Here is a 20,094-nt window from a genome sequence, read left to right on the forward strand (position 1 = left end):
CGATTCCGAAGCCGTCCCGTTAAGCTTTTGTCCCACCACCAGTTTGCGGCACGACCGTGGCTTTATCCAAGCTCGCCTGTTGAAAGCGTGGATTATCTTAATTGCGGACCAGTCCTCACTCTCGCCGCTGCCATCTGCCCCGCTCGTCGGTCTGCCAATAAGTGACGTCAAACCCGCGCGCTTTGCAATCGGTCCAGGCGGTTCGGGCCGTGGCGAGTGCGTCGTCGTCTTCCCCGTCAAAGACTACCACCATTCGCTCGTAGCGCTCGGAATCCGCGGGGAAAGCCGCATTGTCGATGAGAAACCTGACTTCGGCGCCGTTCGGGTTGATATCTTCGATGGCCAGCACGATAGGCTGGTCCTGGGCATCGCCTGCGCTCCAGATCGCGTGAGGCAAGAATGAATCATCTCGATAGGTCCACAAATGTCCATCGAGCGCATCGGCGCGCTCCCGCGATGTCGACTGCACGACGACTCGCCAGCCGCGCTCCAGCGATTTTTCGAGTAATGGCGGCAGAACGCTTTCGAGCGTCATGTCTTGCAGATGGTAAAACAGCACTTCGGTCATCGCTTGGCTTCGTAATGCTCCGCCACCAGCCGGTCGAGGAGGCGAACGCCATAACCTGAACTCCAGCTTTGATTGATTTCGGTCTTCGGCGCGCCCATCGCGGTTCCGGCGATATCGAGGTGCGCCCACGGCGTCTCGTCAACGAACCGTTGCAGGAACTGCGCTGCGGTGATCGAGCCGCCGTGACGGACGCCGGTGTTTTTCATGTCAGCGAACTGCGAGTCGATCTGCTTGTCGTATTCGGGACCGAGTGGCATGCGCCAGACCCGCTCCCCAGTTGCAAGCCCGGCCTCGGTCAAGCGGCCGGCTAGTTCGTCGTTGTTGGAGAAAAGTCCGGCATATTCGGTGCCGAGCGCAACCATGATGGCGCCGGTAAGGGTTGCGAGATCGACCATGAACTTCGGCTTGAACTTCTTTGCCACGTACCAGAGCACATCGGCGAGAACCAGCCGGCCTTCGGCGTCGGTATTGATGATTTCAATGGTTTGCCCTGACATCGAGGTCACGATATCGCCCGGGCGCTGGGCATTGCCGTCCGGCATGTTCTCGACCAGCCCAATGGCGCCCACTGCGTTGACCTTCGCCTTGCGGGCTGCCAACGCGTGCATCAGTCCAACCACGCAAGCCGCGCCGCCCATGTCGCCTTTCATGTCCTCCATGCTACCGGCCGACTTGATCGAAATCCCCCCGGTATCGAAGCACACTCCTTTTCCGACAAAGGCCACGGGCTGATCACCGCGCTTGCTGCCGTTCCAGCGCATGATCACGGTGCGGCCGGGCCGTGCCGAGCCCTGCGCAACACCGAGCAACGCGCCCATCCCGAGTTTATTCATCGCCTTCACATCGAGAATCTCGACTTCGACGCCAAGCTTTCGCAGCCTGCTGGCGCGCCGGGCGAATTCCTCGGGGTAGAGTACGTTGGGGGGCTCGTTCACGAGTTCGCGCGCGATGATGACGCCATCGACGACATGTGCGCGAGCGGCGAAAGCCTTGCGCGCGGCGCCCACGTCACTGACAGCGACCGAGATTGCGCCACGCAACGCAGTATCCTCGCCATCCTTCTTTTTGGTTTTGTAACGATCGAATCGATAGGCCCGCAGCCGCACGCCGGCGGCTAAGGCGGCGGCCTGATCTGGCTCCATCGGCCCGCTCGGCAATTCGGCGATGATAGTCACTGCCTCCTTGGTGGCCCCGAGTTTGCCGGCAGCCGTGCCACCGAGCTTGAGAAAGTCCTCCTCCTTGAGGGCCGAAAGCTTGCCGGCGCCCACCACAATCAGGCGCGAGGCCTGCAGTCCTTGCGGCGCCAGAATGTCGAGAGTTGAACAGCTTTTTCCCTTGAACTGGTTGGTCGCCGCGGCCCGATCGGCAAGCCCGGCCGCGCGGCCCAGTATCTTGCGGGTTGCCGGTCCAAATTTCAGCGCATCGTCGCAGAAAACCACCAGAATGCCGCGCCGGGCAGTAGAAAAAGGAACAAAACCCACCGTGAGGGCGTCGGGCATAGGCAAATCCTCCAATCAGGGGCTGTCGCTGGTCGGAAACTCGCGCACGGTGCCCGGAATGCTCGCTTGGTGCGATTGCGCGCCCTCAGGAGCTTAGCGACGCACTATGGACTGTCGGCGGCCACGCTGCCAAGCGTCCGGCGTGGCGCGGTGGCCACATAGCATGAATTCTTAACCTTGTTCCGAGGGTGCCATGCGGCAGCCATTTTGTTGACGGATCAAGGGGATGCTAGTGTGAGAATGGCAGGCTGCGTGAACTAGCTGCTCGACCATCGGGGGTCCCACATTCGGGATTGGTCGTGACTGTTCGCAGGGCGGGATCGTGCGGTAGCGATGGGGTCAATCGACAGGTATATTTTTCGCACGACGCTCGCGTCGTTTGCGCTGGTTCTGGTCAGCCTGACAGGGGTGATCTGGATTACGCAGGCGCTACGCGGCATCGACCTGATGACCAGCCAGGGTCAGACCATCCTGACCTTTCTCGGCGTCACCAGCCTGGTGATCCCGGCGCTGGTGCTGATCATCTCGCCGATCGCGCTGATGATTGCGATCTCGCATACACTGAACAAACTCGCGACCGACTCCGAAATCATCGTGATGAATGCGGCCGGCTTCTCGCCGTTCCGGCTGTTCCGACCGTTCTTCTACGCCACGACGGTGGTCGCGGTAATGGTCGCTGTCATCGCATCCTATCTCGCACCCGACGGCATGCGGCGCTTGAAGCGCTGGGATGCCGAAATCACCGCAGACGTATTGACCAACATCCTACAGCCGGGTCGGTTTGCGCAACTCGATCCCAACCTGACGATCCGGATTCGGGAGCGGCGGCCAGGGGGCGTGCTCGTCGGCATCTTCGTCGATGATCGTCGCGATCCAAAGGAACGGGTCAGCATCATCGCCGACCATGGAACGGTCCTCAAGAACGAGGGTGGATCGTTTTTGATTCTTGAAGACGGAAATCTGCAGCGCTTCGAAGTCGGAAAGCGGGACCCGGCTTTGGTGGCATTCGGCCGCTATGCTTTCGATATGTCGAAGTTCTCGAATCAAGGGCGAGACGTCACATTGGGCATCCGCGAACGCTACCTCTGGGAATTGCTCATGCCCGCCGCCAATGACCCGGTTTACTTGCAATTGCCCGGTCAATTCCGCGCCGAACTGCATGACCGCTTTATGGCGCCGATCTACCCATTCGCATTTGCAGTGCTCACGTTTGCATTTCTTGGCGCACCGCGCACCACGCGCCAGAGTCGCAATTTTTCAATCGGCGGCTCCATTCTCGCGGTGTTCGGATTACGAATGGCAGGGTTTGCCTGCTCTGTTTTGGCAGTGAAATCATCGCTCGCCCCCGTCCTACAGTACCTGATGCTGGTGGCGTCGATCGCAGCGAGCATCTGGATCATCGTTGGCGGCGTCGTGCTCGAACCGCCGGCCGCGCTGATCGAAGCCATCAACAAAACCAATGCGCGTCTTTCACGCTTGTTTGGGCGGCCCGTCACCGCATGAGCATGATTACCAATACGCTGGGTCGATATTTTGCCGGCCGTTTTGTGGTCTCGGCCATCGGCGTGTTCGCAAGCATTTTCGTGCTGCTGGTATTGGTCGACTACATCGAAATGGTCCGAAGGACGTCTGGCCTGGTGTCCGCGTCGGCGATAACCGTGGCAGAGACCTCCCTGTTTCGGGTGCCCCAACTGCTCGAAAAGATGATGCCGTTTTGCATCCTGATCGGGGCCATGACCTGCTATCTCGCGCTTTCGCGACGGCTGGAGCTGGTGGTAGCGCGCGCCGCCGGCGTTTCCGCTTGGCAGTTCATCGCGCCGGCGCTGGCCAGCGCGATCATGATCGGAATTTTCGCCACCGCCGTTTACAATCCGATGTCTGCGAATCTTCGGGAGCTCTCCAAGCGAATGGAAGCCGAGTTGTTTGGCTCCGCGCCGGGGGGCGGCGTTCAGGACGCGTCCGGTTTCTGGATCAACCAGGTCAACAGCGATGGACAGGTCATCATCAACGCCGCGCGTAGCGAGCAGCAGGGCGTGCGGTTGACCGGATTGACGTTGTTTCGATTCGATAGCGACGCCCAGTTCAAGGAGCGAATCGAAGCGCGCGAGGCCACGCTGCAGGAAGGGCGATGGCTTTTCAAATCCGCGCGCCGCTATGCGCTCGATGCTCCCCCTGTCGACCAGGACAGCTTTGAGCTTGCGACCAGCCTGACGCCGGCTCAGGTCCGCAACAGTTTCTCGACACCGGAGACTGTGTCTTTTTGGCAACTGCCGAGCTACATCCGGTCGTCCGAAAGCTCCGGCTTCGCCACGGCCGGCTACCGTCTGCAATACCACAAACTCATCGCGCAGCCGTTTTTGCTGGCCGCGATGGTCATGCTCGCAGCCGCTGTGAGCCTGCGCTTCTTCCGTTTCGGCGGCGTGCAAAAGATGGTTTTGAGTGGCGTGGGGGCGGGCTTTCTGCTCTATGTTCTTTCGAAAGTAACTGAGGATTTGAGCAAGGCTGACTTGATGCATCCGATCGCTGCGGCGTGGCTGCCCGTGCTCGTGGGCGGCCTCACCGGCTTTTTGGCCTTGCTGTACCAGGAGGACGGGTAGTGGCTGCTGTCGCCGCCCGCCAGAGACGGCTGCCTGTGCTCGGCCGGCGCACCCCCGTGCGCCGCGATTGTGCTCGCCTGATTGCCCTCAGCACCGCACTGGTATTTGGATTGGTGTTTGCGGTGGTGCTGGGCGCTCCGACACCGGCCGCGGCGCAAAGCTTCACTTACAATCCGAGGCCTCCGCGACCAGTCGCGCCGCACCCCGCCAATGATGGACGGATGCTCGTCCAGGCGGTCGAGGTAGATTACGACTACAACAATTCGCGCGTATCGGCAGTCGGCAACGTACAGATGTTCTACAACGGCACAAGCGTCGAAGCCGACAAGGTCATCTACGATCAGAAGACGAAGCGGCTGCATGCGGAAGGCAACATCCGCATGACCGATGCCGAAGGAAAGATCACTTACGCGAACATCATGGATCTGAGCGACGATTATCGCGACGGATTCGTGGATTCGCTTCGGGTCGACACCGCCGATGCGACGCGGATGGCTGCGACGCGTGCTGACCGCTCGAGTGGCAACTACACCGTTTTTGAAAACGGAGTCTACACCGCCTGCGCTCCCTGTAAGGACGATCCGAAGAAGCCGCCTTTGTGGCAGGTCAAAGGTGCGCGCATCATTCACGACCAAAACGAAAAGATGCTGTATTTCGAGAACGCGCAGCTGGAATTCTTCGGCGTTCCGATCGCTTACGTGCCCTATTTCTCGACACCCGATCCGACGGTTAAGCGGAAGACGGGGTTCTTGATGCCGGGCTTCTCCACGGCATCGGGCTACGGCTACGGCGTTGAAACGCCCTTCTACTGGGCCATCGCCCCGGATTACGACGCCACCTTCAGTCCGCGCTTCACCACCAAACAGGGCGTATTGTTTCAGGGCGAATTTCGTCAGCGATTGTTGAGCGGTTCATACCAAATCCGCGCCTATGGCATCGATCAGCTGGAGCCTGGGGATTTCGCGGGACAGCCCGGTGATCGGCAATTCCGCGGAGGAATTGACACCAAGGGTCAGTTCGCACTGAACGATAAATGGGTGTGGGGCTGGGATGGCGTGCTGCTCTCGGACTACGCCTTTTTCTCCGATTACAGGCTTGCTCAATACAGAGATCCGCTCGGCTCGTTCCTCACGCTGCCGACGGAAGCCATCTCCCAGCTTTACCTCACGGGCGTGGGCAACCGCAGCTTCTTCGACCTCCGCACGATTTATTATTTGAGCTATTCCGGTAACCAGGCCCAGGTGCCCGTGATACATCCGGTACTTGATTATTCGAACGTCCTGAACAATCCGATCTTCGGCGGAGAGTTCAGCTACAAAACGAATTTTACGAGTCTGACGCGCCAGACGGCGGCCTTCGACCCGATCACGACATTAGCGAATACCGGAAGTCTGTGCATGACGGCTTCCGCCGATCCGCTGGCCCGCCTACCCTCGCAATGCCTGCTTCGGGGAATGCCCGGCACTTACACGCGGCTGACGGCCGAGGCACAGTGGCGGCGCTCGTTTACCGATTCCGCCGGACAAATCTGGACGCCATTTGCGAGCATCCGCGCGGATGCGATTGACTCCTCGATCTCGAACCAGCCGGGCGTTTCCAACTTCCTCCCGGTAGGCGACACCCAAGCCTTGCGTGCGATGCCGACGGTCGGCCTCGAATACCGATACCCCTTTATCAACGTTCAACCGTGGGGCACGACGACGGTCGAACCGATTGCACAGGTCATCATTCGTCCGAACGAATCCTATGCCGGCAAGCTTCCGAATGAAGACGCGCAAAGCATGGTGTTCGATGCCAGCAATCTATTCAGCGTCGACAAGTTCTCGGGCTACGATCGGGTCGAGGGCGGCGGTCGCGCCAATGTTGGCGTGCAGGCGACTACGCAATTCGACCGCGGCGGTGCCGTCAATGTGCTGTTCGGACAGTCCTATCAACTGTTTGGCCTGAATTCATTCGCGGTCGCAGACATGACCAACACCGGTCTTGATTCCGGCCTGCAGAATACGCGATCCGACTACGTCGCTAGGGTCAATTACTCGCCCAACCGCACGTATAGTTTCAGCGTTCGCACTAGGCTCGACGAGGCGACACTTAACGTCAACCGTTTTGAGGCTGAAGGCCGCGCAGCTTTTGATCGGTGGTCGGTCAGCATGCTGTACGGCAACTACGCCCAGCAGCCGGAGTTGGGTTATCTTACCCGCCGCGAAGGACTATTGGGTAGCGCCTCGATGAAGCTGGCGGCCAACTGGGTAGTCACGGGAGCTGCGCGATGGGATCTCGAAGCGAACAAGGTCAATCAGTACATCGTCGGTGCAGGATATGTGGACGATTGCTTCGTGCTGGCGGCTAACTACGTCACCTCCTACAACTACGCTGCGGGCACAACGCCGCCGGTCCTCAGCCACGCCTTTATGCTGCAGATCGGATTGCGGACGCTTGCGAACTCCTCCAGCGCTGCGGCCGGCCCCGCGCTTCAGTAGCACTTCCGATCAGGCTAATTGTTGAAGGCCGCTGCTGAAGATAGATTTCCTTTAACGTTGCAATTCGATCCCGTTGATAATGCGAATATGACCATGACGACCGTCTCTCCTCTGATCTCTCGTCTGATCCAAAGCTGTGTAGCCGCACTAGCATTGATGATCTGCGCCTCGACGTCGCAGGCTCAATCCGTCGCCGTGATGGTCAATGGTGATCCCATCACCAGCTTTGATATCGAACAGCGCAGCAAGTTGAACTATTTGACCACTCACAAGGTTGCGGACCGGCAGCAGGTGATCAACGAACTGATCGACGAAAAACTGAAGATCAAGGAAGCGAAAAAATTCGGTGTGGACCCGACGGGCTCCGACATCGATCAATCCTATGCGTCGATGAGCGAGAGAATGCGCATCACGCCGGACCAACTGACCAAATCCCTCGAAGCCCAGGGCATTCGGCCTGACACGCTGAAGGCTCGCATCAAGGCTGACATGGTTTGGACGAGTTTGGTGCGTGGACGATATAAGGAAAGCCTTCAAGTCGGCGAGAAGGATGTCGCGGCGGCAGTTAAGGTGGATGGAGCCGACGACAAGCAGCAGGGCGCCGCCTTCGAATATAAGATGCAGCCGATCGTTCTGGTTGTCCCGCGAGGATCTGCGCCAGCTGCAATTGAGGCAAGGCAGAAAGAGGCTGAAGCGCTGCGAAACCGGGTGCAAAGCTGCGCGGAGGCGAATGCTTTCTTCAAGTCGATGCCAAACGCTGCGATACGCGAGACCGTGACCAAGACCTCGGCCGACATACCCCCAGTTCTACGGGAGCTGCTCGACAAGACCCCGATCGGACATTTGACCGCGCCCGAGGTCACCAAACAGGGTATCGAGATGGTTGCGCTTTGCGGCCGCAATCCGACGACGGTCGATACACCCAAGAAAAGGGAAGTCCGCGAGAAGATGTACTCGCAGAAATTCGAGGCCAAGTCGAAATGGTATTTGAACGAAATTCGCAAAGCCGCGATGATCGAATACCGCTGACGCATGGCAAAGCCGCTTGCCCTGACTTCAGGCGAACCCGCAGGTATAGGGCCTGACATCACCCTCGCCGCGTGGCTGCGTCGGAAAGAACTGAAGCTTCCACCCTTTTACCTCCTCGGAGATCGGGATTTCCTGGATCGTCGAGCGAAAGCGATCGGGGTGGATATCAAAACTGCCAATGTACGGCCTGAAGATGCGGTTGCTGCTTTCGCAGATGCGCTGCCGGTCGTTGACACTGGCTACCGTGCTACGGCCGAGCCTGGCCGTCCGGACAGCACCAGTGCAGATGCGGCGATAGCCTCAATCCGTCTGGCCGTAGAGGATATAGCCGCTGGGCGGGCCGCTGCCGTAGTCACCAATCCGATTGCAAAGAACATTCTATACCGCGCCGGCTTCCGGCATCCTGGACATACGGAGTTTCTCGCAGAACTTGCTGCGGTTGGGAGGCGCGTGCCCCAGCCGGTCATGATGCTGTGGTCCCCTGCTCTCGCCGTCGTACCCGTGACCATCCATCTTCCGCTGCGTGAAGCCATCTCGCAGCTCTCGAGCGATTTGATCGTGACCACAGCCCGTATCGTGGTTGCGGATCTGAAAGCCAGATTTGGGTTCGTCAATCCCAGGCTCGTCGCTTCCGGACTTAATCCCCACGCCGGCGAGGACGGCTCGCTCGGGAGTGAGGACCAGACCATCGTGGCGCCGGCCGTTAAAACTCTGCGCAGCGAAGGCATCAATATCCGCGGACCGCTGCCGGCGGATACCATGTTCCACGAGGCCGCGCGCAAGACGTACGACTGCGCGATCTGCATGTATCACGATCAGGCGCTGATCCCTGTCAAAACGGTGGCATTTGACGAGGCCGTCAATGTAACGTTGGGACTGCCGTTCATTCGCACATCGCCGGACCATGGAACGGCTTTTGATATTGCGGGTACCGGCCGCGCCAATCCATCCAGCCTGATCGCTGCGTTGCGGCTGGCGGCCCGGATGGCGGCGACACTGCCGGCATGAGCGCAATCGACGATCTACCTCCGCTGCGCGATGTCATTCGCGAGCACGCTCTATCCGCGCGAAAATCGCTCGGTCAGAACTTTTTGCTCGACCTCAATCTCACCGCGCGAATTGCGCGTGCGGCAGGTCCTCTGGAAGATGCCACCATCGTGGAGGTCGGCCCGGGTCCCGGTGGGCTCACGCGCGCGCTGCTGGCCCTCGGCGCGCGCCGCGTGATCGCGGTCGAGCGCGATCAGCGGGCCCTTCCGGCACTCGAAGCTATCTCGAAACGATATCCTGGACGGCTGCAAATCGTATGTGCGGACGCTCAGACTTTCGATCCAGCACCGATGCTCGGTGGCATCAAAGCCAGGATCGTTGCGAACCTCCCTTACAACGTCGCCACGGCGCTGCTGGTTGACTGGCTTTCGATCGAGCCGTGGCCGCCCTGGTACGATATGATGGTGCTGATGTTTCAGCGCGAGGTGGCCGAGCGCATCGTTGCGCGCGAGAAGGAGGAAGCTTATGGGCGGCTTGCGGTTCTCGCGAATTGGCGCACTGAAACAAAGATTTTGTTCGACATTTCTCCAAGCGCCTTTGTGCCACAACCAAAGGTGACCTCGTCTGTGGTGCGACTGATTCCCCGCCTGGCTCCGCAGCCCTGCGATCGCCGTGCGCTCGAGCAGGTCGCTGCGGCGGCATTCGGCCAGCGTCGAAAAATGCTCCGGCAAAGCCTCAAATCGCTTGCAGTCGACGCCACCCGGCTGGCTGCCGCCGCGGATGTCGATCCGACCCGACGCGCCGAGACCATTCCGGTCAGTGGCTTCGTTGCTATGGCGCGTGAATTGACCGATATACGGAAAACAAAACCGAACATTACTTGAGGAGACGCAGTATGGCGCTGATGCGACGCCAATCATTGGTCAAGTTCGACGCGCCATTGTGCGAAACCATCGTCGAAACACCTAAGCCGCAAGGCACGGAGGTTCTCGTCCGCATCGAGCGTTGTGGCCTGTGTCATTCCGACCTGCACATCCAGGACGGCTATGCCGACCTCGGCGGCGGCAAGCGACTAGACACAACTCGGGGGATGACGTTGCCGTTCACGCTTGGGCACGAGATCGCCGGGATCGTCGAGGAGGTCGGACCGGATGTCCCAAAAGATCTGATCGGGGCGAAGAAAGCGGTGTTTCCTTGGATCGGGTGTGGTCAATGTCGCGACTGTGCCAATGGCGACGAAAATCTTTGCCTCAAGCAACGTTTTCTCGGAGTCGCCATCGATGGCGGCTTCGCCAGCCACGTGCTTGTGCCCGACGCAAAATACCTGCTCGACTATGATCCCCTGCCGGTCAACCAGGCGGCGACGCTGATGTGCTCCGGCGTGACCGCCTACGGAGCCCTGAAGCGACTGGTTGATCGGCCTCGCCAGCGTAACCTCCTGCTGATCGGGCTCGGTGGTGTCGGCATGATGGGTCTGGCCTTCGCGCAGGCCATGTTCAAGCAAAAGATTTCTGTAGCGGATCTGAGCGAGGCCGCGCGGGAGGCGGCGCTTAAGAATGGCGCAGACTTCGCCTACGATCCGGCCGAGCCCGACATCGCCAAACGGATCATCAAGGAAACCGAAGGTGGATTCGACGAGATCGTCGACTTCGCGGGTAATGAGAAGTCCATGGCGTTCGCGGTTTCCGTGCTCGCGCGTGGCGGCAAGATCGTCGTATCGGGCTTGATGGGCGGCAATTTCAGCCTGCCGATGGTACAATGGATCTACAAGCGGATGACTATTGAAGGCTTTATGGTTGGAACACTCGCAGAGGCTTACGAGCTGATGGCGCTGGCCCGTGCCGGCAAGATCAAGCCGACGCCCATGACAGAGGAACCAATGGCGGACGTACAAAAATGGATAGACCAATTGCGGGCTGGAAAAGTCGTGGGCCGCGTGGTTCTGAAGAATTGAGGCACAGCACTCGTAAGCCTCGACAAAAGAGGTAGAGCGCCAAGTAAGCCTCGCTTAGTTGGGAGGACATCGATGGCTTTCTCGGGCAACCGTTCGACTCTTGCTACTGCCGCGCTATTGGCGTGCGCTCTGGTCTTCAACGCTCCGGCGCTGGCGCAAAAGAAATACAGCCCAGGCGCGTCCGATACCGAAATCAAGATCGGGACGACGACGCCTTATAGCGGCCCCGCCTCGGCCTATTCGGCTGGCGCGGTTTCCGCCACCGCCTATTTCACGATGATCAACGAACAAGGCGGGGTTAACGGCCGCAAGATCAATTTCATCAGTCTCGACGACGCATACAGCCCGTCGAAAACGGTCGAACAAATCAGGCGTCTGATCGAAAGCGACGAGGTGCTGTTTCTGGTCAATCCAGTAGGCACGGCGCCGAATATGGCCGTCGTCAAATACATCAACCAGAAAGAGGTGCCTCATCTCTTCGTTGGTTCAGGTGCGACGGTCTTTAATGATCCGGAACACTACCCATGGACCATGAGCTGGACGCCGCATTATGCGTCGGAAGGCGAAATCTACGCCAAATACATTCTGTCCGTGAAGCCCGATGCGAAGATCGGGATATTGGCGCAGAACGACGATCTCGGTCGCGATTATTTGCTCGGCTTCAAACGGGGGCTCGGCGAAAAGGCCTCGAGCATGATCGTATCGACCCAGACCTACAACACCACCGATCCCACAGTGGATTCGCAGGTGGTCACCCTGAAGTCGTCCGGCGCCGACGTATTTTTCATTATCACGATCCCGAAATTTTCGGCGCAGGCCATTCGAAAGGCTTACGACATCGATTGGCATCCGCAGGAAATCGTGGTGAGCATCGGCTCTTCGATTGCCGGGGCGATCAAGCCTGCGGGATTTGACGCGGCAAAAGGCATCATCTCCGCAGCTTATCAAAAAGATCCGGCCGACCCTCAGTGGAAAGACGATCCGGCAATGAAAGCCTGGAACGTATGGATGGACAAGTATAACCCTCGCATCAGCAAGAGCGACTACTACGCGCCGTACGGCTATAACATCGGTTATGCGGTGGTGCAGCTACTGAAGCAGTGCGGCGACAATCTCACCCGCGAAAACATCATGAAGCATGCGTCGCATCTGGATATGGAGTTGCCTCTGCTGTTGCCGGGCATCCGCCTGAAGACGACCCCGACCGACCTGCGCCCGATCAAGCAGATGCGCTTGGTGCGCTTTGACGGGTCGAGATACGTGCTGTTCAGCGACGTGCTTGCAAGCGACTGACTTAACCCGAACGACAGCGGCCGTCCCTGATTCCATCACGTCATGAGCCGGCTCGCCGTAAAAGCGAGCCCGAATTAAGCCTCATGCTCTCCGGAATTGCGGCTCATTGCGACCCAACTTTTCTCGGAAGTTTGGAGCGTAACGCCTCGCGCATCACCGGAGCCGCACATGTCAAACCGAGCCGCGAAATTTGTGTCAGCAGTATTCGCCAGTATTCTCGCGGGCACCCTTGCACCCGTACCGCTAGGCGCGGTCCCCGCGGCAGATGACTGCCTTTCCGCTCCAAACGCGCCAGTTAGTGATGGAAGCCATTGGTACTATCGCATCGATCGAGCCACAAAGCGTCACTGCTGGTATGTCCGTGAACAAGGCGAAAAGGCATCCCTGAGCCACGCGCGCTCCTTCCGATCGGCAAGGAGCAGCGGACCCCAAGCCGAGACTGCGCCGCAACGTTCTATCGCCGACGCTCACGCCGAATTATCCCCGCAATCACGGGTCGAACCGCCGATCCGGACCGATGCGCCAGTCGCGGCGATGCAGGCTGAGGCGTCGGCGGCCGAGCCGCGCCAACCTGCTCCGGCGGATGCACTGGTGCAGCAGCCATCGGTCGTGGGCTCCCGCTGGCCCGATCCCTCCGCTGTAACTTCGCGGGTCGCTGCAGCGGAAACGCAGAACACAGTGAGCGCAACGAGGACGGACAGTCCCGCTCCCAGGCTGGCCTCAAACTCGGCGGCGGCTCCAATGCCCGCCATTGCGGAGACGCCGCCCACTCCCGTGGAACGGGCGCCGCACGATCAATCCAGGTCGATTCCGATGCTGCTAGGTGCTATCGCGGCCGCATCGGCGCTTGCGGCCATCATCGCCAGTATCGTTCTGAAGTTCGGAGCCGCGGGAAGACAACCCCGAGTGCGACGAGCGATCAACTGGGAGCGCAGCGATGACGCCCGCTTCGCGATTTCTGACAGATCGGATGCGCATTTGCCCTCGCGCCGAGGCGGTATTGAACGCGATCCCGACCGCGCTGAAACAAACAGGAGAATTGCGGAGGCGTTCTCGCAGCTCACCGGGCGTGCTCCAAGCTGATCGAGCCTCAAGTTTCCAGCTGCTGCTGCAACCCGCGAACGAAGCCTGACAGGCCTATCTGCCGTTCGCGCTTCAGTTGCTCGGCGCGAAGTATGGATTTGACCGCTTCGAATGCCATTCCAATGTTGTCGTTGACGATGATGTAATCGTACGCGTCAAAATGGCTCATTTCATCACCCGCCTTCTTCATGCGGCTGCGAATCACTTCATCGGAATCCTGTGCACGAGTGTGGAGCCGCTGTTCGAGCGCCTGCGCCGAGGGCGGCAGGATAAACACGCTGACGACATCGCTCGGCGAGCGACTGCGCAGTTGCTGAGTGCCCTGCCAATCGATATCGAACAACACGTCATGGCCCGCCGACAAAGCGGCCTCGACCGGCGCACGCGGCGTGCCATAGCGGTTTTCAAAAACAGTCGCCCACTCGAGAAGTTCGCTGTGGGCAATCATCTCGTCGAACCGGCCTTGGCTGACGAAATAATAGTCCTTGCCCTCGACCTCACCCGGCCGCTTCGGTCGCGTCGTCGCCGAGACCGACATTTGCAACGCAGGCGTCTCTGCTACCAGCATACGCGACAGCGTGGTCTTTCCCGCGCCCGACGGTGATGACAGCACGAACATGAGTCCGCGCCGCTCAACTCCATCGAAGCCGTGGCCGCCAGCCTTCATCATCACTCCAGATTCTGGACCTGTTCGCGGAATTGCTCGACCACGTTTTTCATCGCAAGGCCGGTGTTGGTCAGTTCGACATCGTTTGATTTCGAGCAACAGGTGTTGACCTCACGGTTGAATTCCTGCGCCAGAAAATCCAACCGGCGCCCGATCGGGCCGCCCTTGGCGATCATCTCGCGCGCCTGCGAGATGTGCGATGCGATGCGATCGAGCTCTTCGCGAATGTCGGCTTTGGCGGCAATCAGAAGCGCTTCCTGATTGAGTCGGTCAGCATCGAAGCGGTCGGAGGCTTCCAGCAATGTCGCGATTTGGTCGACCAGCCTGGCCTTGATCGCCTCGGGCTTGCGACCGGGAGCAGCCTCAGCCTTCGTGGCCAGGCGCTCCATCTCATCCATTCGCTGGGACAGGATTTGCCCAAGCGTCACTCCCTCCCGCTGGCGCATCTCGACCAGGTCTAGAAGCGCCTGATCGAATGCCGCCCCCGCGGCCGCCTTCGCGGCGTTATCCTCATCCTGGTTACTTTCAGGCTCAACGACCTCGATAACCCCCTTGATGCCCAGCAGCCCGTCAATGCTCGGCGCCACCGCATCAATCTTGCCGGCCAACACGCCTGCCACTTTGACGATCGATGCCAGAACCTCTTCGTTAATACGGACCACTGAGAGGGGATTGCTGCGCCTGACATTCAAATTGGCGTACACGGTTCCGCGCGATAGCACCTCGCCCGCGCGCTTCTTGGCGAACAGTTCGAGTTCGTCCCATCCGGGCGGCAGGCGCATGCGCAGATCGAATCCCTTGGCGTTGACCGATTTCAATTCCCATTCGAACGCGTATGGCCCGCTGGCACCATGGCTTCGTGCAAAACCGGTCATGCTCGACAACGCCATCGCGTGATTTTCTCCGCCCCTAAATGAGATTCGCAAACAACGTGCGCGACTTTATCGCGTATTGCGCAAGCGTGGATACCGGTTTCGCGAACGGAACGGGCTCGAATCAGGTGGGATTCTTGCCGTCACGTTGGCAGCCGGCTAGCGCTGAACCACCGGCGCGGAGATGATCGATTCCGCAGCCCCCTGCCGGGGCGCCGGGGTCACACGAGCCGGCTTCTTCGACGGTACCGGTTTCGTGGTCGTGGCTGTGGGGTTGGTATCGGCGGGCGCGCTCGCGGCCGGCGGCTCGTCGGCCGGCTCGACGGTATCGTTCTGAATCTGTTTTTCGATCGCGCGCAGCTTGGCAACATTCTTCTGGTGCTGGTCGTAAGTATCACTAAATGCGTGGCCGCCGGTGCCATCCGCGACAAAGAACAGATCGCGAGTACGGGCCGGATTGGCGGCGGCTTCCAGCGAGGCGCGGCCTGGATTGGCAATTGGCCCGGGCGGAAGGCCATCAACCACATAAGTATTGTACGGCGATGGCTGCTGGATCTCACTGCGCTTGATCGGCCGCCCAAGCGTGCCCTTGCCGCCGACCAATCCATAGATGATCGTTGGATCCGACTGCAGCTTTATTTTTTGCCGCAGCCGGTTGACGAACACTGCAGCAACCCGGCTGCGTTCATCCGATTTGCCAGTTTCCTTCTCTACGATCGAGGCGAGCGTGACCAGTTGTTCCGGGCTCTTGATCGGAAGGTCTGGGCTTCGGCGCTCCCAGATTTCCGCAATCGCGCGCTTCTGCGCCTGTTGCATCCGTGCAATCACCTGTTCGCGGCTGGTGCCCCGCGGGAATTTGTACGTTTCCGGCAGCATCGTGCCTTCGCGTGGGATTTCACGAACGGAGCCCGAGAAGATGTCATTATCCGACAGCCGGGCCACGATCTGTTCGGAAGTCAGACCTTCGGGAATAGTGACCGCGTGCTGCACCACCTTGCCTTCGACGATGGTGCCGATGACGTCGCGCAAACTGGCGTTCTTCTGAAACAGGTACTCGCCGGGCTTGAGTTCCGAACGCGCCTTCAAGGCAAATACGGCCCCGATGAATGCCCACCTGTTGCTATCGATCACGCCTTCACGTTGCAGCGCGTCGGCTATATCGGTCATTCCGGCTCGAGCAGGAATATTGACGATTTTTTCTTCCTTCAACGGGCCGGGAGCTTCAATCTTCTGCCTGCCGTAAATGTACGCGCCACCGACACCGATCATGACCATAAGCACAAGAGTGATTACGGCATTGCCTACCACCACCCACGTGTTGCGGGCGCGCTGCGATCGTTTTGGCGGCGGCGGAACCTGCTCAGGCTCCAGCGCGGCGCGCGGGCTGCGTGGCGAAATGGGCGGCCTCTCACTCATCAGTGCAACCTGAGATCCTGTCGGTGTATCGCGGCCAGCGAGGCTGCCGAACGACCTGTAGTGTACGCCCAAGGCTAGGATTTAGCACCGAATACGGCGAAACGGTGGACTCTCGTCGATTAGCGTCCGTTAGCCACGCGCTGCATGATCACCGAAGCATTGGTGCCGCCGAATCCGAATGAATTCGATAGCGCGATGTTGATCTCGCGCTTGCGCGGCGTCAATGGTACCAGATCGATGGCCGTTTCCACCGACGGGTTTTCAAGATTTATCGTTGGTGGTGCGATGTTATCGCGAATGGCCAGGATGCTGAATATCGTCTCGACTGCGCCGGCGGCGCCGAGCAGATGACCGGTGGACGATTTGGTTGATGACATCGAAACCTTGGAAGCGGCGTTGCCCAATAGTCGCTCCACTGCGCCGAGTTCGATTTCGTCGCCTACCTGCGTCGAAGTTCCGTGCGCATTGATGTAGTCGATCTCTGAGGAACCGATGCCAGCCCGCTTCATTGCGGCATTCATGCTGCGGAACGCTCCGTCACCATCGGGACTCGGCGAGGTGATGTGATACGCATCGCCCGACAATCCATATCCGATCACTTCGGCATAGATTCGTGCCCCGCGCCGCTTCGCATGCTCGTATTCCTCAAGCACCACGATGCCGGCACCCTCGCCCATGACGAATCCATCGCGATCCCGGTCGTAGGGACGAGAGGCTCTTTCCGGAGTGTCGTTGAAGCCGGTGGACAGCGCACGTGAAGCGCAAAACCCCGCCATCGACAGGCGACAAATCGGCGACTCAGTTCCGCCGGCCACCATCACCTCCGCGTCGCCGAGCGCGATCAGCCGGCTGGCATCGCCGATCGCATGTGCGCCGGTCGAACACGCCGTCACCACAGCATGGTTCGGACCTTTGAGACCGTGCGCGATGGAGACGTAGCCCGAAGCGAGATTGATAAGCCGCCCGGGAATGAAGAAAGGCGATACCTTGCGGGGTCCGCGTTCGTTCAAAAGGAGCGCGGTATCTGCGATACCCGAAAGGCCACCAATCCCCGAACCAATCATCGTACCGGTGGCACAGCGATCCTCTTCGGTGGATGGATGCCAATTGGCGTCGTTGAGTGCTTCGCGTGCCGCACACATCGCGAAAATGATGAAGTCGTCGACCTTGCGCTGATCCTTTGGCTCCATCCATTGATCTGGATTGAACGTGCCGTCGCTGCCGTCTCCGCGCGGAATCAGGCAGGCTATTTGGCTGGTGAGGTCGGAGACGTCAAACGTATCGATTTTCCGGGCGCCGCTCTCGCTGTTGAGGATGCGCTTCCAGGTCGGCTCGACGCCACAGCCGAGCGGCGAAACCATGCCGAGGCCCGTGACGACAACCCGCCTCATATCCTGCACTCCAGCCCGGTATTCTCGGCACCACAACTACGAACCAGTGGACCGCTTGCCGAGGGTCCGTCCGGCTCGGTCAGCACCGGGCGGGGCGTCAGCTCTTCGCGTTTTTCTCGAGAAATTTTGTCGCGTCCCCGACCGTTAAAATGGTCTCCGCGGCGTCATCCGGAATTTCGCACCCGAACTCTTCTTCAAAGGCCATCACGAGCTCGACGGTATCGAGGCTATCGGCGCCGAGGTCATCAATGAAGCTCGCATTGTCGACCACTTTTTCGGGCTCAACACCAAGGTGCTCGACCACGATCTTCTTAACTCGCTCGCCAATCTCACTCATCGTTTAACCTCGTGCTTGTGCCCATTAGACCCGTTCCCCAAGACGATACGAGCCATCCTGGCCGGTAAACTTTCCTTCGCAATCGCATAATCTGATTTTGCCTTGTCAGGCCCGACAAGACCCGGCGAATGACGCAGGCTCAGCACCGCCAATATACAGGGTTTCAAAATCCTGCAAGGCGTTCTTTGCCCCTCCAGTGGTGGGTTCGGTTATCATACTTCCCCATCCTTGACCATAATGGTCGATCCACGGTCCGAAACCACGTCTCAGCGCGCCAAAAACGGCGGGCGGTGAGCTCAAATCATGGCCATGCCGCCATTGACGTGAATTGTCTGGCCCGTGACATATGCGGCTTCATTTGAACTGAGATAAACGGCCGCGGCCGCGATTTCCTGTGCTGTTCCAAGCCGCCCTGCAGGAACCTTGGAGAGGATGGTTTCCCGCTGCTTATCGTTCAGCGCATCCGTCATCGGTGTCTTGATGAATCCAGGCGCGATGCAGTTCGCGGTGACATTGCGCTTGGCGTATTCCGCCCCGAGCGTCTTGATCATGCCGATCAGTCCAGCTTTGGAAGCGGTGTAGTTGCCTTGTCCCGGATTTCCGGTGACGCCAACGACAGAGGTGATTGCGATAATACGGCCGAAGCGCTTGCGCATCATCAGCTTCGTCGCAGCTCGCGCCAGCCGGAATGTCGCGGTCAGATTCACATTGATGACCTCATCCCAGTCTTCGTCGCGCAACTGAACGAACAGATTGTCCCGTGTGATGCCGGCATTCGCGACGAGAATATCGACCTGCCCCATCGCTTTTTCCGCCGACGGCACCAGTGCCTCAACCTCGTCAGCCTCGGAGAGATTGCAAGGGAGCACGTGAACCCGCTCAGCCAACTTGCCCGCGAGTGTGTCGAGCGCCTCTCGGCGCGTCCCGGAAATGGCGACGGTCGCTCCCTGGGCATGCAGCGCTTCGGCGATGGCGCCGCCGATTCCGCCGGTCGCGCCGGTTACGAGCGCCATCCTGCCAGTCAGATCGAACATCATCGTCCCCCTCGCTCAGGCCGACTGCATCGCGGCGAGCGCATCCCTGGCAGCAGCCAGATCATTCGGGCCGCCAACCGCAATGCCGACCGCTCCTTCGGCTATGCGCTTCACGAGCCCGCTCAGCACTTTGCCAGAACCAATTTCGAAAAAGCGAGTGACCCCATGACTTGCCATGTAGGTTATCGATTCGCGCCAGCGCACGGTGCCGGTGACCTGCTCGATCAACCGACGGCGAATCTCGTCCGGATCGGAAATTGAGGACGCCACCACGTTTGCAACCAGCGGCGAAGCCGGTTGTCTGATGGTGACATTGGCGAGTGCACTGGCCATCACCTCCGCCGCCGGTTGCATGAGCCGGCAGTGGAACGGTGCAGAGACCGGCAGCAACATGGCGCGCTTAGCGCCCTTGGATTTGGCGATTTCGAGCGCGCGTTCCACCGCGGCTTTGTCGCCGGAAACGACGACTTGGCCCCCACCATTGTCGTTGGCGGCCTGGCAGACCTGCCCCTGCGCGGCCTCGTTTGCGACCGCTACCGCAGCCTCAAAATCAAGGCCGAGAAGAGCCGCCATAGCGCCGACGCCCACTGGCACTGCCTTCTGCATGGCAAGTCCGCGGATGCGCAACAGCCGCGCGGTATCAGAGATGTTGAGGCTGCCGGCCGCAGCCAACGCCGAGTACTCGCCCAGCGAATGCCCCGCCACGAAGGCCGCATCCCGCCTGACTGAAAAGCCGGCCTCGGTCTCCAGCGCGCGCAGGCTCGCCAGCGAAACCGCCATCAGCGCCGGTTGGGCGTTTTCGGTAAGCTGCAGGGCCTCTGCCGGCCCGTTCCAGATGATATCGGTCAGTTTCTCCCCGAGCGCCGCATCAACTTCTTCAAACACGG

18 protein-coding genes are annotated in these 20,094 nt (G+C 59.7%); 8 read left to right on the forward strand and 10 right to left on the reverse strand.

The annotated features are described in order from the left end of the window. Positions 1–115 precede the first annotated feature (115 nt). Together VJV58_RS12710 and VJV58_RS12715 are read right to left on the reverse strand one after the other, a co-directional pair. Positions 116–568: a DNA polymerase III subunit chi gene (locus VJV58_RS12710; RefSeq protein WP_324137701.1), complete on the reverse strand. Its 453-nt coding sequence runs from the start codon at positions 566–568 to the stop codon at positions 116–118. Then, positions 565–2,067 carry a leucyl aminopeptidase gene (locus VJV58_RS12715; protein WP_324137702.1) on the reverse strand — a complete coding sequence of 501 codons (1,503 nt, stop codon included), beginning with the start codon at positions 2,065–2,067 and terminating at the stop codon, positions 565–567. Before VJV58_RS12715 ends, VJV58_RS12710 begins: the two co-directional genes overlap by 4 nt. Positions 2,068–2,400: 333 nt before the next feature. Between VJV58_RS12715 and lptF the strand changes: the two genes are divergently transcribed. The 8 genes from lptF to VJV58_RS12755 all read left to right on the forward strand — a co-directional run bounded on the left by lptF (position 2,401) and on the right by VJV58_RS12755 (position 12,407). Beyond that, positions 2,401–3,570: an LPS export ABC transporter permease LptF gene (gene lptF / locus VJV58_RS12720; RefSeq protein WP_324137703.1), complete on the forward strand. Its 1,170-nt coding sequence runs from the start codon at positions 2,401–2,403 to the stop codon at positions 3,568–3,570. After that, on the forward strand, positions 3,567–4,664 hold the full coding sequence (gene lptG / locus VJV58_RS12725; RefSeq protein ID WP_324137704.1) for an LPS export ABC transporter permease LptG: 1,098 nt from the start codon (positions 3,567–3,569) through the stop codon (positions 4,662–4,664). Before lptF ends, lptG begins: the two co-directional genes overlap by 4 nt. Next, positions 4,664–7,144, forward strand: a complete 2,481-nt coding sequence (locus tag VJV58_RS12730) for an LPS-assembly protein LptD (RefSeq protein ID WP_414641486.1) — start codon at positions 4,664–4,666, stop codon at positions 7,142–7,144. Before lptG ends, VJV58_RS12730 begins: the two co-directional genes overlap by 1 nt. Positions 7,145–7,237: 93 nt before the next feature. Further along, the gene (locus VJV58_RS12735; RefSeq protein ID WP_414641487.1) at positions 7,238–8,173 is read left to right on the forward strand and encodes a SurA N-terminal domain-containing protein; all 936 of its coding nucleotides are present in this window, start codon (positions 7,238–7,240) and stop codon (positions 8,171–8,173) included. A gap of 3 nt (positions 8,174–8,176) precedes the next feature. Beyond that, on the forward strand, positions 8,177–9,181 hold the full coding sequence (gene pdxA / locus VJV58_RS12740; protein WP_324137705.1) for a 4-hydroxythreonine-4-phosphate dehydrogenase PdxA: 1,005 nt from the start codon (positions 8,177–8,179) through the stop codon (positions 9,179–9,181). Then, complete coding sequence (gene rsmA, locus VJV58_RS12745; RefSeq protein WP_324137706.1) at positions 9,178–10,044, forward strand: 16S rRNA (adenine(1518)-N(6)/adenine(1519)-N(6))-dimethyltransferase RsmA; 867 nt, start codon at positions 9,178–9,180, stop codon at positions 10,042–10,044. The genes pdxA and rsmA overlap by 4 nt, the downstream gene beginning before the upstream one ends. An 11-nt stretch (positions 10,045–10,055) precedes the next feature. Then, entirely contained in the window at positions 10,056–11,114 is a 1,059-nt protein-coding gene (locus VJV58_RS12750) for an alcohol dehydrogenase (protein WP_324137707.1), read from the forward strand. Positions 11,115–11,186: 72 nt separating this feature from the next. Next, on the forward strand, positions 11,187–12,407 hold the full coding sequence (locus VJV58_RS12755) for an ABC transporter substrate-binding protein (RefSeq protein WP_324137708.1): 1,221 nt from the start codon (positions 11,187–11,189) through the stop codon (positions 12,405–12,407). A gap of 467 nt (positions 12,408–12,874) precedes the next feature. Here VJV58_RS12755 and VJV58_RS12760 read toward each other — a convergent pair whose 3' ends face one another. The 8 genes from VJV58_RS12760 to fabD form a co-directional block, all read right to left on the reverse strand. Then, positions 12,875–13,159: a hypothetical protein gene (locus VJV58_RS12760; protein ID WP_324137709.1), complete on the reverse strand. Its 285-nt coding sequence runs from the start codon at positions 13,157–13,159 to the stop codon at positions 12,875–12,877. A gap of 338 nt (positions 13,160–13,497) precedes the next feature. Next, a complete protein-coding gene (gmk, locus tag VJV58_RS12765; protein WP_324137710.1) occupies positions 13,498–14,157 on the reverse strand; it encodes a guanylate kinase in 660 nt (219 codons plus the stop codon). Positions 14,158–14,159: 2 nt separating this feature from the next. Beyond that, positions 14,160–15,047, reverse strand: coding sequence for a YicC/YloC family endoribonuclease (locus VJV58_RS12770; RefSeq protein ID WP_324137711.1), 888 nt, complete (start codon positions 15,045–15,047; stop codon positions 14,160–14,162). 141 nt (positions 15,048–15,188) lie between these two features. Next, the gene (gene mltG / locus VJV58_RS12775; protein ID WP_324137712.1) at positions 15,189–16,445 is read right to left on the reverse strand and encodes an endolytic transglycosylase MltG; all 1,257 of its coding nucleotides are present in this window, start codon (positions 16,443–16,445) and stop codon (positions 15,189–15,191) included. Positions 16,446–16,564: 119 nt separating this feature from the next. Continuing rightward, positions 16,565–17,836: a beta-ketoacyl-ACP synthase II gene (gene fabF, locus VJV58_RS12780; protein WP_324137713.1), complete on the reverse strand. Its 1,272-nt coding sequence runs from the start codon at positions 17,834–17,836 to the stop codon at positions 16,565–16,567. Between the two features lie 97 nt (positions 17,837–17,933). Next, on the reverse strand, positions 17,934–18,173 hold the full coding sequence (locus VJV58_RS12785) for an acyl carrier protein (protein ID WP_006610957.1): 240 nt from the start codon (positions 18,171–18,173) through the stop codon (positions 17,934–17,936). A gap of 296 nt (positions 18,174–18,469) precedes the next feature. Further along, a complete protein-coding gene (gene fabG / locus VJV58_RS12790) occupies positions 18,470–19,207 on the reverse strand; it encodes a 3-oxoacyl-[acyl-carrier-protein] reductase (protein ID WP_324137715.1) in 738 nt (245 codons plus the stop codon). A 15-nt stretch (positions 19,208–19,222) separates the two neighbouring features. Then, positions 19,223–20,092, reverse strand: a complete 870-nt coding sequence (gene fabD, locus VJV58_RS12795; protein WP_324137716.1) for an ACP S-malonyltransferase — start codon at positions 20,090–20,092, stop codon at positions 19,223–19,225. Positions 20,093–20,094: the final 2 nt, after the last annotated feature.

It is taken from the genome of Bradyrhizobium sp., assembly GCF_035273305.1.
Classification (GTDB): domain Bacteria; phylum Pseudomonadota; class Alphaproteobacteria; order Rhizobiales; family Xanthobacteraceae; genus Bradyrhizobium.